The 15,681-nt window shown below is 39.9% G+C and carries 11 protein-coding genes; all 11 read left to right on the top strand.

Annotated features, from left to right (window positions below):
* The first annotated feature begins 210 nt into the window (after positions 1-210).
* The 11 genes from HRT55_RS13280 to HRT55_RS13330 all read left to right on the top strand — a co-directional run bounded on the left by HRT55_RS13280 (position 211) and on the right by HRT55_RS13330 (position 15,551).
* Positions 211-2,331 carry a TonB-dependent siderophore receptor gene (locus HRT55_RS13280; RefSeq protein ID WP_291622000.1) on the top strand — a complete coding sequence of 707 codons (2,121 nt, stop codon included), beginning with the start codon at positions 211-213 and terminating at the stop codon, positions 2,329-2,331.
* 11 nt (positions 2,332-2,342) lie between these two features.
* Positions 2,343-3,818 carry a tetratricopeptide repeat-containing sulfotransferase family protein gene (locus HRT55_RS13285; protein WP_291622001.1) on the top strand — a complete coding sequence of 492 codons (1,476 nt, stop codon included), beginning with the start codon at positions 2,343-2,345 and terminating at the stop codon, positions 3,816-3,818.
* A gap of 255 nt (positions 3,819-4,073) precedes the next feature.
* Positions 4,074-5,051: a hypothetical protein gene (locus HRT55_RS13290; RefSeq protein ID WP_291622002.1), complete on the top strand. Its 978-nt coding sequence runs from the start codon at positions 4,074-4,076 to the stop codon at positions 5,049-5,051.
* A 445-nt stretch (positions 5,052-5,496) separates the two neighbouring features.
* Entirely contained in the window at positions 5,497-6,921 is a 1,425-nt protein-coding gene (locus HRT55_RS13295; protein ID WP_291622003.1) for a sigma 54-interacting transcriptional regulator, read from the top strand.
* A 169-nt stretch (positions 6,922-7,090) separates the two neighbouring features.
* Complete coding sequence (gene ccoG, locus HRT55_RS13300) at positions 7,091-8,473, top strand: cytochrome c oxidase accessory protein CcoG (RefSeq protein WP_291622004.1); 1,383 nt, start codon at positions 7,091-7,093, stop codon at positions 8,471-8,473.
* Between the two features lie 129 nt (positions 8,474-8,602).
* A complete protein-coding gene (locus tag HRT55_RS13305; protein ID WP_291622005.1) occupies positions 8,603-9,223 on the top strand; it encodes a cytochrome c oxidase subunit 3 family protein in 621 nt (206 codons plus the stop codon).
* Positions 9,224-9,234: 11 nt separating this feature from the next.
* Positions 9,235-9,537, top strand: a complete 303-nt coding sequence (locus tag HRT55_RS13310; protein WP_291622007.1) for a cytochrome C oxidase subunit IV family protein — start codon at positions 9,235-9,237, stop codon at positions 9,535-9,537.
* Between the two features lie 149 nt (positions 9,538-9,686).
* Positions 9,687-10,370: a hypothetical protein gene (locus HRT55_RS13315; RefSeq protein WP_291622009.1), complete on the top strand. Its 684-nt coding sequence runs from the start codon at positions 9,687-9,689 to the stop codon at positions 10,368-10,370.
* 66 nt (positions 10,371-10,436) lie between these two features.
* Positions 10,437-10,787: a Plug domain-containing protein gene (locus HRT55_RS13320; protein WP_291622011.1), complete on the top strand. Its 351-nt coding sequence runs from the start codon at positions 10,437-10,439 to the stop codon at positions 10,785-10,787.
* Positions 10,788-12,800, top strand: coding sequence for a TonB-dependent receptor (locus tag HRT55_RS13325; RefSeq protein ID WP_291622012.1), 2,013 nt, complete (start codon positions 10,788-10,790; stop codon positions 12,798-12,800). It begins immediately after the preceding gene.
* A gap of 429 nt (positions 12,801-13,229) precedes the next feature.
* Positions 13,230-15,551: a TonB-dependent receptor gene (locus tag HRT55_RS13330; protein WP_291622014.1), complete on the top strand. Its 2,322-nt coding sequence runs from the start codon at positions 13,230-13,232 to the stop codon at positions 15,549-15,551.
* Positions 15,552-15,681: the final 130 nt, after the last annotated feature.

Genomic DNA, 15,681 nt, shown 5'->3' on the forward strand with positions numbered 1-15,681 from the left:
AACTGGCAGAAAGCCCAAAGATGCAGCTAAAAATCGAAACAGACAGAGTTTATTTACCTTTCTAAAGCCTAAAATCCAATTGAAAAATATTGGGAAATGCTGAATATCCTGTATCAAAAAAATAGTTTCAACTGCTAATTAGTGAGTTCATCACACTCCCTGAATAATAAAACAATAATTATTAACTACTTTAAAACATGAGTACATTAAATGAAAAAAATACATTTCTATAAGTACAAACGAACATTATTGGCGTTGGCGATTGCCGCATCATTTGGTGCTAATGCACAGGAAGATAATGCTCAGTTGCTTTCTGCTGAAGACAAGGCTGCTAAAGAGCAAGAAATTGAAAAAATTGTTGTTACCAGCAAATTTCAACAATCACTAATCAACCGTATTGCTATTACACCCAAAGAACTGCCATTTACATTAGATATTGTCGACAGCGAACTGCTAGAGCTTCGTAATTTTACTCGTCAAATTGAAGCGTTAACTACATTACCTAATATTGCCCGTACCGAAGATCGTAATGGCTCAGGTACCACCAGCTTTCTTTCTCGAGGATTTGCCGCACCTATTCTGGTAGATAACCGTGTCCAGAATAACTTTAGAGGCGCGGGCGCACGTGATGACTCCTTCGTAGAACGTTATGAAATACTAAAAGGTCCAGCTTCTATCGCATCGGGTCCTGTTGGTGCCGGTGGTATTATCAATACCGTGACAAAATCGCCTGAACTTGAAAGTTTTGCTGGTGTAAAATTACGTGCTGACCAATTTGGTAGTGCCGGTGTTGATTTTGATGTCAACATAGGTGAAATAGGCCACTCAGATACAGTATTAATCCGAGTAAGCGGCGCTTATCGAAATTATAAATTTGACGCTGATCACGTTGGCCGTACTACAACCGCTATTCGCCCGGTCGCGATATTGAATATCAGTGATGATACTTCAGTAAAAGCCAGTGTTGCCTACCGTAAAAATGAATCCAATCCAAATGGCGGCTTTCCAACCCCTAATGGTGAAATCCCAGCAGGTATAGATACGAATACTTTTCTTGGCTTCGTTGACGGTGAAGTAAATTCCGAAGATGTTCTTTACAATGCCGAACTTAACCATGAGTTTTTAGATAATTTAAAGTTAACAGTACGTGGTAGCAAACAATCAACTGATATGGATTATAAACATGTTGGTGGCATTTATAGCTATGATGGACTTACCACGGGTGATTATACCTACCTATCTGAAAATGCAGCACAAAATGAACTAAATGCGACTTTTATTGACGCACAACTTGCTTACCAAGCGAACTTTTGGGGACAAAATCAGGATTTTTCTATTGGTATAGCTCACCAAGAAGATGATTGGACACGTGAATTCGCAGAAAATTATCGCTGGGAAAAAATATCGCTAGATGAAATTGCCATGCCTCATTACGGTTGGGATGAAGCAAACTACGGTGAGTTTCAACTTTTCCAATCAACAGACGCAAAACTTAAATCAATTTTTGCTGAAACTGCACTTCGCCCAAGTGAAAATCTTACCATTACTGCTGGTATTCGTTATGACGATTTAGAGCAAAATAACTTTCGCCGAAGTGCTTATGGTTACAATGACAGTGATTTAACCACCAGACTTGGTGCTTCATATTCGGTAACCGAAGATATAAACGTTTATGCAAGTTTTGCCCAAGCATTTGTGCCTCAATACCGCGTACTGAAAGATGGTTCACCAACACAAGCTGAAACATCTGATGGTATAGAAATTGGCGCAAAAGGCTCCTTGTTTGATAACAGAGTTTCATTCCAAGCTGGTGTTTTTTCAACTCAACGTAAAGGAGTAGCAATAACAGATCCAAATGATCCTGATTATGCCATTATTGCTGATGAAGTAGATGTTCAAGGCATAGAAATATCCACGAACACTATTATCACCGACGCGTTAAGTTTTACCTTTAATATTGGCTATACAGATATCGAAAGTAGTGACGAGGTGCCAGCGCCAGTTTTCCCAGAGGTAACCGCAAGCATGTATCTTAACTATGAATCGCAATCTGGTTCGTTAGAAGGTCTAATAGTAAGCGGCGGTTTCCGTCATGTCGGTGAAAGTCAAAATAATATTATGGCTGAGCATACTTGGGACGGATATAATGTTGCCGACCTAAACGCCAGCTACCCTGTTACTGAGAATATTAATGTATCTGTAGGTATTTTGAACTTAACTGATGAAAAATACATTGAAAATACGCAAGTGGCTGGCGTTAACAAATTCCGCTATGGTGCTGTATTAGGTGCTCCCCGCACTGTTACAATGACACTTCGTTGGAATATGTAGAGGCTTTTGAAATGGTAAATACCAATGCCTTAACGGCAAGAAATTGGTATGACCGTGGTAATGATTTTAACTGCGCTGGCGATTTCGCTGGCGCGCTTGATGCATTTAAGCGTTCTATAAAACTTAATGCTAAGGCTGCAGCCCCTTGGATAGGTTTAGCTAAGCTACTTGATGCCAATAGTCAATTTGAAGAGGCTAGACAGTGTTTTTTACTGGCAGTTTCAGCTGAGCCAAATCACTTGATGTCACGTCAAATGTTAGCAACAAGCCATCAAAAGTTAGGTTATGTTATCGAAGCAGAGCGTGAATATAACAATGCGATTAAGCTTGAGCCTAATTCATATATTAGCTATTTAGGACTAGGGCAATTGTTCGAAGATATTGGCAAACCAGAGCAAGCTGCCGATGCCTATCGACAAGCAATAAAGTCTGCGCCTAAAAAACAAGATGCGCTAGCTAGTCTACTCGACTTAAGCAAGTATATCGATATTTCTCAAGAAATTGAGCAAGCTGAAAATATGCTTGAAAGTCTTGAAAATAGAGAAAAATCGCTCGTTGGATACGGCTTAGGTAAAGCATACGAACAACAAAAAAACTATGATGCCGCATTCGAGGCTTATACTGTTGCGAATATCGCTCGCAGGAAAGATTCAGGCGCATTCAACCGTAAATCCTTTGATGCCCATATCGAAACTATGATTGAATTATTTTCTATCGACTTTTTCAAAAAACGTCGGGGTTGGGGTAATCAATCCGATCAGCCAGTATTTATTGTTGGCTTGCCACGTTCAGGTACTTCGCTAACTGAGCAAGTTTTAGCCTCTCATCCTCAGTGCTTTGGTGCAGGTGAGTTGAATGTATTAACTGATTTGGCAACAGGAACACCCGATAGGCTTGGTAATGGTGAAATTTCATGGCCGGAAACGGCCAGTCATTTGTCCAAACAGCAAGTTCAAGAACTAGCAGAAGATTATCTTGTTGATTCGGGGAAACGTGCCCCTGATACAGTGCGTAAAGTTGTCGACAAGCAACCTCTTAACTTTTGGCATTTAGGTTTGGTCGCTATGGCATTTCCGAATGCTCGTATAGTTCACTGTACTCGGGATATTAGGGATTGCGGCTTATCGATTTTTACCCAGAACTTTAATGCAAGCCAAAGTTGGTCCACTGATCTTGACGATATTGCTTATTATTGGCAAGGCTATAAAAAGCTTATGCAGCATTTTAATCAAGTGAGTGGTTTGCAAATACTTGAGGTTAACTATGAAGACACAGTCTCTGAAATAGAGTGGCAAAGCCGTCGATTACTTGATTTTATCGGCTTACCATGGGATGAGCGTGTATTAAATTTTCATAAAAATGATCGTGCCGTACAAACACCAAGCCGTTGGCAAGTTCGACAACCCTTATATCAAAGCTCTAAAGCGCGCTGGCGAAATTACCAATGTTATCTAGCGCCATTGATAAAGGCAGCACAAGCTGAATAAATCTCAGCTAAATGAAGGTTACAGTGAACTGATCAGCATGGCTAATCTGACCATAGATCAACTAAAAGCGAGTGCTCTAACAAAGCACTCGCTTTTTACATCTCTGATAAAACCTCATAAATATCCAATTTACCCCTTAACTGAATAATATTTCACATTAGACAACACTCAATGGTTGACAAAAGCGGCTATTTAAATGACTATATAGCCATCTAAACGCCCAAACATCCAAAAAACAAATAAAGAAGAAATATTTTGACTACGCAATCAGAGCTGCAAACCAGATACAATGATATTAATCGAGGTGTCTACTTTATTGGTACCACACCACCTAAAAGTGATACACCACTTGATAAAGTGAGCGAGATTGCCGACAAATTGCTTGAGCGCGTTAGTGATATCGACTTTGATGGTCTGATTGTTTATGACATTCAAGATGAAAATTCACGTATTAGTAAACCTAGACCTTTCCCGTTTAAATCAACCCATGATACGAGACTTTATTCTTCTTTATTGAATAAAAAATCTAATCACCCGGTAATTACTTATAAAAGTGTTATTCAATCTAATGGTGATGACTTTAATGAATGGGCGAACGAAGCATGGGAAAAATATGGCGTGAAGGATGTGGTGCTGGTTGGTAGCCCGTCAAAGGATAATAAAGTTTCCTTACCTTTGGCTGATGCTTATAAAACCTTAGTAGATAACCCTCATGATTTTTTCATTGGTGGTGTCACTATTGCCGAGCGCCATGCCAGTAAGAAAAATGAACATGAGCGTTTAATTACCAAACACAAACAAGGTTGTAGTTTCTTTATTTCTCAAGCTATTTACAATCCACAAGCGACCATAGATTTACTTACCCGTTATGCGATTGAATGCCAAAAACAAGGCTTAAAGCCACAGCGCTTGATCTTAACATTCTCGCCATGTGGCAGTAAAAAGACCTTAGAATTCATTGAATGGCTAGGCGTCAATGTTCCAGAGGCGACCAGTTTACGTATTCTTAATGCAGATAACCCTTTATACGAATCAATTAGAAATTGTGTTAACAGCTTGCAACAAATATTAGATGCAATTCTGCCTTATGATTTACCACTAGGGTTAAATATTGAGAGCTTAACTAACCGTAAAGAAGAAATAGACGGTTCAATTTTGTTATATAAATTACTGCGTTCAAAAATGGATAATTTTTTAGCTAAAAAAGAATTAGCAGCGTTAAGTAAATCATAACGGCTATTTTGCTCGCAGTGAAAATTCCGAAAATCAAGGCCAGTGTTACTTTTTAACACTGGCCTTTTTTATAATTAAATTTTGTTGTTCTACCGCCAGAACTTTTACCTTATTACTGATAAACTAACATTACACCACGATATATCGTGTATTGACGTATAATACCAATTGAAATAGTGAATCGACCAACTTAGAGCTTCAGTAGCGAGCTTAGAGCAAAAAAAATGAGTTAAACATAATTATTCTATATTTCATTCATTTTTTGATGTGATCAGTTTGCTACTGAGCTCCCGAAGGGCGAGTTTAAAAGGCTTATATGGGGCGTTATTGATTTTGACAAGGGAATAACCATTCTCTTCAATCACTGCCTTGCCTCTAAGCCTTTTAATTCTCGCTAAGTGGTGCATTCATTAATTCAATTGGTATAAGCAAGAGAAGGTAAAGCATGGCCGCAAATATAAAAGAGTTCTTAGCTGACTCACAACTACTGCTTAATGCCGTCGGCGAAGGTGTTTATGGCTTTGATATAGACGGTAATGCCGTGTTTGTTAATCCGGCCTCTGAGCAAATGACTGGCTGGCTGTCAGCCGAATTACTTGGTAAAAATATCCATAAATATCACCATCATAGCCATGCAAATGGTGAGCCCTACCCTAGCGAAGAATGTAATATTTACAATACCATGCGCGATGGCGTAGAGCGTAAAATTACCCATGAAGTGTTCTGGCGCAAAGATGGTACTAGCTTCCCGGTAGAATACACTTCAACACCCGTATATAAAGAGGGTGAGTTGATAGGCGCGGTCGCGGTTTTTCGCGATGTCAGCCAGCAACGATTAGCGGATGAAAAGCTCAAATATGCCTTAAAAACCGTACAAGAGCTGACCGAAAAGCTGCAAGCAGAAAATACTTACTTACAAGATGAAATTAATGAAAGCTGGAGTGGCTCTGGCTTAGAAGGTAACAGCAAAACCTTTCGAGATATGCTCAAGCAAATTAACTTGGTCGCTAAAACTGACAGTACGGTATTAATTCTTGGTGAAAATGGCACAGGTAAGGAAGTGGTCGCCCGTAATTTACATCAACTCAGTCAACGCCATAACTCGCCACTAGTCAAAGTAAACTGCGCCGCCTTTAGTGCTAACTTACTCGAGTCAGAATTATTTGGTCATGAGAAAGGTGCCTTTACCGGCGCGATCGAAAGACATAAAGGTCGCTTTGAGTTAGCCGATAAAGGCACACTATTTCTAGATGAAATTGGCGAATTAAGCCCCGAGGCGCAAAGTAAATTACTGAGAGTGTTACAAGAGCGAGAATTTGAACGTGTTGGCGGTACTAAAACCATTAAAGTGGATTTACGCATTATTGTTGCTACCAACCAAGATTTATTCGCCATGGTTGAGCAAGGTAAATTTCGTATGGACTTGTACTACCGGTTAAATGTTTTTCCCATTGTTATGCCGGCATTAAGGCAGCGTATTGAAGACATCCCCTTGTTATGCAACAGTATTCTTAAACAGCTTAATATTAAGTTAAATAAAAATATTACCGGCATTAACAAACGCAGTTTGACCAAACTAGCCAACTATCACTGGCCTGGTAATATCAGAGAGCTGCAAAACATTCTTGAACGCGAAGTCATTTTATCAACTACCAGCATGCTCAATATTAGTCAAAATTTCAGTAAGAGCCATAGCGTTACCAACAGTGCCAATAAGCCCTTAGCTGAGATAGAAAAAGCCTATATTATTGAAGTACTAAATGATTGTAGCTGGCGCATTGGTGGTGATAATGGTGCAGCGAAAATACTTGCCTTACCTGATAGTACCTTGCGTTCACGAATGAAAAAATTGAAAATATCCCGCCTATAATCCAGTCTCAAAGCAAACAGCCACGACATATCGCCACTACACGATATATCGTGGCTTTACCTTTTACAATAAATTTAATTTACATTAAAATACAACGACTTAAACAACGAATTTTGTGGCGCGTTTATTGATATAGGGTAATTACTCAATTATGACCCTGTAGTAATTAATGAAGTTTAATATCAAAGAAGAGCACCTGATCATCAAACCCTATAAAGCCGAGGGCGGTGTCTATGTAAGAGAGCAAAAAGGTTTTTACCAACAAGTTCGCCGAAATATCGGTTGGCTTCTGATGATGATGTTTATTGCCATGCCTTGGGTACAATTTAACGGCCAACAAGCGATATTATTCGATGTCGTTAGCCAAGAATTTCGTATCTTTGCCGTTACCTTTTGGCCGCAAGATTTTATCTTTTTGGCGGGGGTATTAATGGCTGCAGCCTTTGCCTTATTTTTTATTACCACCTGGCTTGGCCGTGTCTGGTGCGGCTATGTTTGTCCACAAACAATTTGGACGTTAGCCTATGTTTGGATTGAACACAGAACTGAGGGCACACGTAATCAACGTATAGCCTTGGATAAAGCCCCGTGGACAATGAACAAGATTAGCCGTAAAAGCCTCAAGCATATTTGTTGGTTGCTGATGTCCCTGCTCACCGCAACCACTTTTATCTCTTACTTTGTCCCAGTGGGTGAATTATATCGTGGACTATTCAGCTTTGACTTGAGTGGCGCGGTAACTTTCTGGGTGTTATTTTTTGCCGTATGCACACATGTAAACGCCGGCTGGATGAGAGAACATCTTTGCATTCACTTTTGTCCATACTCTCGCTTTCAGTCGGCCATGTTCGACAAAAATACCTTTATGGTGGCTTACGATAGCAAGCGTGGTGAAAACAGGGCGCCTCGTAAACGTAAAGACGACCCAAAAGCACTCGGTTTAGGTGATTGTGTCGATTGTAACTTGTGTGTCGATGTCTGCCCTGCTGGCATAGATATTCGCAACGGCATTCAATATGAGTGTATCAATTGTGGCCTTTGCATTGATGCTTGTGACCAAACCATGGAAAAGTTTAATTATGCCAAAGGCTTAATAAGTTATACCAGTGAGCAAGCATTAGCAGGAAAAGAGACCAACAGGTTCAATATCAAACTTGTCTCTTATGCTAGCTTAACCTTAATTTTTACCGCCTTAGTGGTTTTTGCTATTGATAGCAGAATCCCCTTAGAAGCCAATGTAATTCGCGATAGAACGGCTTTGTATCGTGTTAATTTTGAAGGGGTAGTAGAAAACACCTTCACCTTAAAAATTCTAAACAAAAGTCAGGTGCCACTGCACTTTAAAATTAATGTCGATGGTTTAGCGAGCAGTGAAGTAAAACTTGATAAAAAAGTACTTATTGGCGCTGGTGTTATGCAAGAGATCCCTATCACCTTGGCTATTGATGGCTATGAGTTAAAGAAAAAAATAACGACCTTTAACTTCATTATTCAAGCTATCGAACAACCCGACATTATCTTGCAAAAGAGTAGCGTATTCTTTCGCAATTAAGCGCTTTTAAATAACAACTTTAAGTTACTCATTGAAGTAACTTAAACGAGTAATTCACCCAAAAGGCAAGTGGCCTGCTTTATCTAAACCTATTAGTAAGCCATCTAGCCTTTTAAGTAAGGGAATTATATGAGTATTACAGCAACTGAATTTCATTTAAACGGTAGTGGCTCAGTCACTACAGAGCCGGAGACGGTTAACAAAATCCCCGGAAACAGAGCTGTTTGGGTGGGTATCTTCGCCGAAATGACAGAATTCGCTTTATTTTTCTTGGTGTATTTTATTGCGAAAGCGCACTACCCAGAGCAGTTTGAGCAAGGTCCACTAGAGTTAAATACTTTAGCGGGTATGTTAAATACTTTTGCCTTAATCACTAGTAGCTTTTTTGTTGCTAAGGCGCTAGCAGCCATTCGTATTGACGACCCTGAACAAAGTATAAAATGGCTATGGCGAGCGGTTTTTTGTGGTGGCATCTACCTAGTAATTAAAGTATGGGAATACCATTGGAATGTCGGCCAAGGTATTGAAACCAATACCAATGAATTCTACACCATGTATTACTACATGACTTTCAATCATCTATTACATGTGGGTTGGGCTAGCGGTAGTTTACTCTGGGCCATTCACCAACTTAAAGTCGGTCGTTATACCAAGGAAAATCATATCGGTTTTACTGCCATTGCTTGTTACTGGCATATGGTTGATCTGGCTTGGGTGATCATTTTTCCTCTTTTGTATGTACTACGTTAGGAATATTTATTATGAAAAATAACTTATCTCTAAACTCAATAAGTGCGCTCGATTTTTCCTGGATTTTGTTAATGATAATTACCGCAGCCAATGCCTTGGTGGCAGAAACTGCCGAACCAAGCCTAGCTATCACCGCGCTAATTTGTGGCTCTATTGCTTATAAAGGCCGGCGTATAATGGACTACTTTATGGAGCTTAATCATGCCAATAGTACCATTCAATTTTTTATGCGTAGCTACTTTCATGTTTTTCCTGCCCTGATTTTTTTAACTGAGTTATTTGCTGAAGAGCTAGCGGCATTAACCACATTGTGACTATATCCATATTTTCACTTGAGCTTAGTTAACTCAATAACCTTAACTAAAACCTAGCGAAACACTTAGATGCAAATGAGAATTGTTTTTATCTGTGGTTTGTTGTTACTATAGTGATCTCATAATTTTAGCGATAAGGAACTATCACAATGTCATTTTTACGCATTAGAACAGTATTATTTACCACGCTAGTCGCACTGACGTCTTACCAAAGTAACGCCCACGAAGTTTGGTTAGAGCGAGACGATAATGGCCCGGTTAGAGTTTACCTTGGGGAACCGGGAGAACCAGAAGTAGGCAGTGAAATAGATAAATTAATCGGTTCACAGGTTTTTATTGCAGATCGCCAAAACATTACAGCACTTACACAAAAAAATGATCACTTCGAGGCGCTAGTGCATGGCACAGGTGATGCCCGCTTATTTAGTGATCAAGTTTGGCAACCTTGGCAAATGGATGATAGTGCTTGGTGGCAATTTTGGAAAACTAGTGAAGGAAAACTGCAAGGCGGTATCTTACAAGCCCGTGTTGGTCGCAGTGAAACCATGGCAAAGTTAACTTATGAACTAGTACCCGTTACTGCTAATGGCAATATTTTCACTGCCATTTTTGCCGGTAAACCTTTAGCGAACAAATCAGTATCATTACTTACACCAAGTAAAAAACAACATGAGTTCACCACCAATAACCTCGGTCAAATTGAGATTAAATCTCACGAAAGTGGACGTTTTATTTTGACTAGTGTTCATACGGTAGATAAACAAGCCATGCATTCCGGCAAGCAAGTAGATAGCTTAATGTATATCAGTACCCTGAGTTATGTAGCGCCTTAATACTGCTAGTTAGTAAAAAAATAGGAGCCATAAAAGGCTCCTTTTTAATAAATTAAATTATCTCTCGTGGCCAGTGCAATAAGTGCTGGTTTGTTATTGTCTGCCACTGTCAGCGCAAATACTGATACTCAGCAAGTCGATGAGCAAGAACAACAAATTGAAAGAATTATTGTTACCGGTCAGAAATTTGCCCGTACCCTACAAGAAACCACCACCAGTGTTGCCGTTGTCACCGCACAGGACATTGAGCAACAAAATATTACCAGCTTTTATGATGCCCTAACGATAACAGCAAATACCCATGCAACTGCCGATGGTAGTTTTAGTATTCGTGGCATTAACGGTACCAATGTTTCAGGTGGCGGTAATAGTTATTTAGCCAGTGTTTATGTTGATGGTGCCTCATTGCCCAGATAAATGATAGACGGCGGTAGTTTCTCTACTTGGGATGCCAATCAGGTAGAAATTTTACGGGGACCACAATCGACCCTGCAAGGCCGAAATGCATTAGCTGGTGCGATAATAATGAATACTCAAGCAGCAACGCATGAATGGCAAGGCAAGTATAGATTGCAAATTGGTGAATACGGCGAAAGAGAAGCGGCAATCGCTTTTGGTGGTGGCCTTATTGAAGATCAGCTCGCTTTTCGTTTTAGCGGTGAACATAAAGAAGCCGATGGTTTTATTGAAAACCTTACCCTTAAGCAACCAGGCAATGCTCGCGAAGATCAACTTTATCGCTTAAAGTTTTTACTGACCCCTGATGCCCTGCCAGACCTTAGCGCTCAGTTATCTTATACCCATGCCGAAAATGAGCGCGGCCTGAACTGGATTAACAATCCTAATTATGGCAACGCCTCTAAAGAATTTTCTGTTTATAGTCATGCTTATGTCTATAACAATCTTGCCAATAAGCAATTTTATGATGCCGACTTAGTATCGTTAAAACTTGACTATCTACTCAATGATGTATGGAATTTTACCTCAGTAACCACATATTCTACAGTTGATGACGGTTCAATTCGAGATGCCGATGGCACTGCTGAAGAGCTAAGTCGAAATAATTGGAACACGAGCATTGATACATTTAGTCAAGAATTACGTTTGACCTTTGACTATGAAAACCTGCAAGGCATAGTCGGTGCATACTATTTTAATGAAGACATAGGTAGTAAAACTATTGGCTTGAGTAGTTTATCATTAGATAGAGCCGGTTTAGATGATGAATTTTTAATGAGAAATTATGGTCTAGATGCGGGAACCGCTGGCTTAGTAATGGCGCAATATGACGCTTTTAATCCTGCTCTATATGTTAATACTGGCGAGACAACAACAGAGGTGACCAGTTATGCGTTATTCACCGACTTTGTCTATCAAATAACCGAGCAATGGGATATCTACGCAGGTTTACGTTTCGACCGTGAAGAGCAGAAAAATGCCGACAATAGCACGGTAGCATTGAACAATGGCCATTTACTGCCAGACCCTGCCAGTTATCAAGGCACACCATATCAAGGGATCATACCATTAATCACCGGACTTAATGCCTTTATCCACAATAGTGTCGAAAACGCGAATGGCACAACCCCGTTAGTTGATGCCAGCTTTGACACTGTATTACCTAAGATTGGTGTTAGCTATCACTGGAATGAAGACTTAACCACTAGTTTTACTTTTCAACAAGGTTATCGCTCTGGCGGTGTCGGTACTAATACCGCAACCGCAACCGCATATCAGTACGACCCAGAATATACCAATAATTATGAATTTTCATTACGCTCTACTTGGTTAGAGGGTGCCTTAGTCGCTAATGCAAATATCTTTTATATTGACTGGACAGATCAACAAGTCAGAATACAACTCTCTGGTAATGTTTATGATAGTGAGACAAAAAATGCCGGTAGCTCTAAACTACAGGGCTTTGAGCTAGAGCTAAATTACCAAGTAAATAGCCAGTTTAAACTTTATTCATCAATCGGGCAGGCAAAAAGTGAATTTACTGAATTTTTAGTTGCCGCACCTAAATCAAACACCAAAACGAGTGGCATAAGTGCCGTTAATGGCGATGATGTTTATGATTTATCAGGCAGAAGTTTTGCCGATCCCCCTGAATGGACCGGAAATATTGGCGCTACTTATACCGCTGATAATGGTTTATTTGCCAATGTCAGCGCTAATTATGCCAGTACTTCACCAGGATATATTAACCCTTATATTAGTGGCCACGAACCCGGCCACGAATATTATGATGTGCAAAATGATAGCCGCACATTAGTTAATATGCAGTTGGGTTATGAATGGGACTCTATTGGTGTTTACTTACTAGGCAGCAACATTTTTGATAAAGAGTATTTAGAATATAATGGCGAAGAGCGCCTTACTATCGGTCAGCCAAGGCAGCTTAGTTTAAGTGTTAGAGGCAGTTTTTAGTTAACTAAATTACCAGTAGAGAGCCCTAGGTTCTCTACTGGTTTTCAAAAACAGCTATTTTTCAGTCTAACTCTGACCTCAGCAATATCTACCAGCATAAAACTTGCCGAGTTAGCCAAATAACATGCACGAAAAATAAGAATCATCTGCCCGCTTATACAATGATTTTACTGGTTATTATTCTTAACTATTACTCTGCCTGTTAATTACCTATATATGTTATTGCCAATTAATTCCAAGACACACAAGCTAGTACTTTCACCTAAGAATTTCGACTAGTTCAAACCAGCATATTAATTACCCGTTAGAAGTTGTCATCTATTTGTACAAAGTTGTTTTCAATATCAGTACTTACTGATAACATCAGACCAGTTAATGCAAACGACTATCATTCCGATTACCAATACCGTTATCCTAAAGGTCTAACTAATGAAATTATCTCTCGTGGCCAGCGCAATAAGTGCTGGTCTTTTATTGTCTGCCACAGTCAGCGCAAATACCGATACTCAAGCAGTTGTTGAGCAAGAACAGCAAATTGAAAGAATTATTGTCACCGGTCAAAAAATTGCGCGGACTCTGCAAGAAACCACCACCAGTGTCGCTGTTATCACCAGTGAGCAATTTCAACAACAAAATATAACTAATTTTAATGATGCTCTTAGCTTTACCGCCAATGCTTACGCAACGCCGTCAAATGGCTTTAGCATTCGTGGCATAAACGGTCAAAATGTTTCTGGTGGTGGTAATAGCTATTTAGCCAGTGTTTATGTTGATGGCGCGGCGCTACCAAGACAGATGATAATCGGCGGTGGTTTCTCTACTTGGGACGCACAACAAGTAGAAATTTTACGAGGCCCTCAATCAACACTACAAGGTCGTAATGCTTTAGCCGGTGCGGTAATTTTAAACACCAAAAAGCCCACCGATGAATGGCAAGGTATTTATCGCTTACAGGGCGGTGAATACGGTGAAAAAGAAGCTGCGCTCTCTTTTGGTGGCGGTATTATCGAAGACCAACTAGCCTTCCGTTTTAGCGGCGAGCATAAGGAAATAGATGGCTTTAATACCAATATTACCCGTAACGAGACCAGCGATTTTAATGAAGATGATCTCTATCGGCTAAAAGTTTTACTGACTCCCGATGCGATACCAGACCTTGAAGTACAACTAAGCTACACCCATGCTAAAAACACCCGTGGCACCTTCGGTGTTTATGAAGCGGAGACTGGCAGCACTTATGACCAGCGTTATACCAATAACAATGATAAACAAGAACAGTTTTATGATGCCGACTTGATCACACTAGCGGTTGACTATCAGCTTAATGATGAATGGAGTTTCACCGCCGTTACCGCCTATTCTGCTGTCAATTCAGGTTATGACTGGGATGGTGATAATACCCCGGCAGATCTAGGCACCCGACTTTATGATGCCGATGTTGATAGCCTCAGTCAGGAACTACGCTTTAATTTTGATTATGAAAAATTGCAGGGCATTATCGGTGCTTACTACTCCAATGAAGAAATAAACACCGATCTTTCTGGTACTTCTTATACCAAGTTAGCGAGTGTTGGTTTAGATAGCGGCTTCTTACAAAGAAACTATGGCTTAGATGCTGGTACCGCTGATTTAGTTATGAGCCAGTACAGTGCTTTTGATCCAGTAAGCTATTTAAATACTTCAACCACAGAAAGTGAAGTAACTAGCTATGCTATTTTCACTGACTTTGTTTATCAAATATCTGAGCAGTGGGATATTTATGCCGGTTTACGCTGGGATCGTGAGCAACAACAAAATGCTGGCAGCGCAAATTTAAGCTTACTAAATGGTCAATTAATGCCTGATCCCGCTAGTTATCAAGGCACCCCTTATCAAGGCATCATCCCTTTAGTTACCGGCTTAAATGCATACATTCTCGGCACATTGCAACAAGCAAGCAAGACTAGCCCACTGGTTGATGCTGACTTTAATACCTTATTGCCTAAAATAGGCGCCAGCTATCACTGGACCGAAGACTTAACCACCAGTTTTACTTTTCAAAAAGGCTACCGTTCCGGTGGTGTTGGCACCAATGATGCGAGAGCAGAGTCATTCCAATACGATGCTGAGTATACCGATAACTATGAGCTATCTTTACGTTCTAGTTGGTTAGAGGGTGCGTTAATAGCGAATGCCAATATCTTTTATGTTGATTGGCAAGATCAACAAGTAGTGGCACAGTTATCTGAAAATACTTTTGATACCGAAACTGGAAATGCCGCTAAGTCAACGGTAAAAGGTTTTGAAGTGGAAGTAAATTATCAGCTTAATAATCAATTGACATTCTATTCAGCACTCGGTCAGGCGAAGAGTGAATTTACTGACTATATCTTGGAAATACCAGGTGAAGGAAGCATTGACCTATCGGGTCGTAGCTTTGCTAACTCACCTGAATGGACTGCCACTATAGGCAGTACTTATGTTGCTGATAGTGGCTTCTTTGCTGATGTAAATGCCAATTATGCCAGTGACTCACTAGCAGACGTTAACCCATACGCTCGAGGTCTAACCGAAGAAGATGCAAACTTTGATTTGCATAATAACAGCCGTACCTTAGTCAACATGCAACTAGGTTATGAATGGCAAAGTGTCGGAGTCTATCTAATTGGTAAAAACATTTTTGATGATGAATACATTGCTACCAGACAAACCCACTATATTACCCTAGGTAAACCTCGACAAATTAGTGTCAGTGTTAGAGGGAGTTTTTAGTTAGTTCAAGACAGAGTAGTTAACTTACACTGTCACTAAATTTCACTACATATAAGAAAGGAGCCAATTGGCTCCTTTTTTATTATTCATTACTCTAGAGACTAAAAAATGTTAAAAATCTCTTAGCGAC

Source organism: Colwellia sp. (assembly GCF_013214175.1).
In the GTDB taxonomy this organism is placed as follows: Bacteria; Pseudomonadota; Gammaproteobacteria; order Enterobacterales; family Alteromonadaceae; genus Colwellia.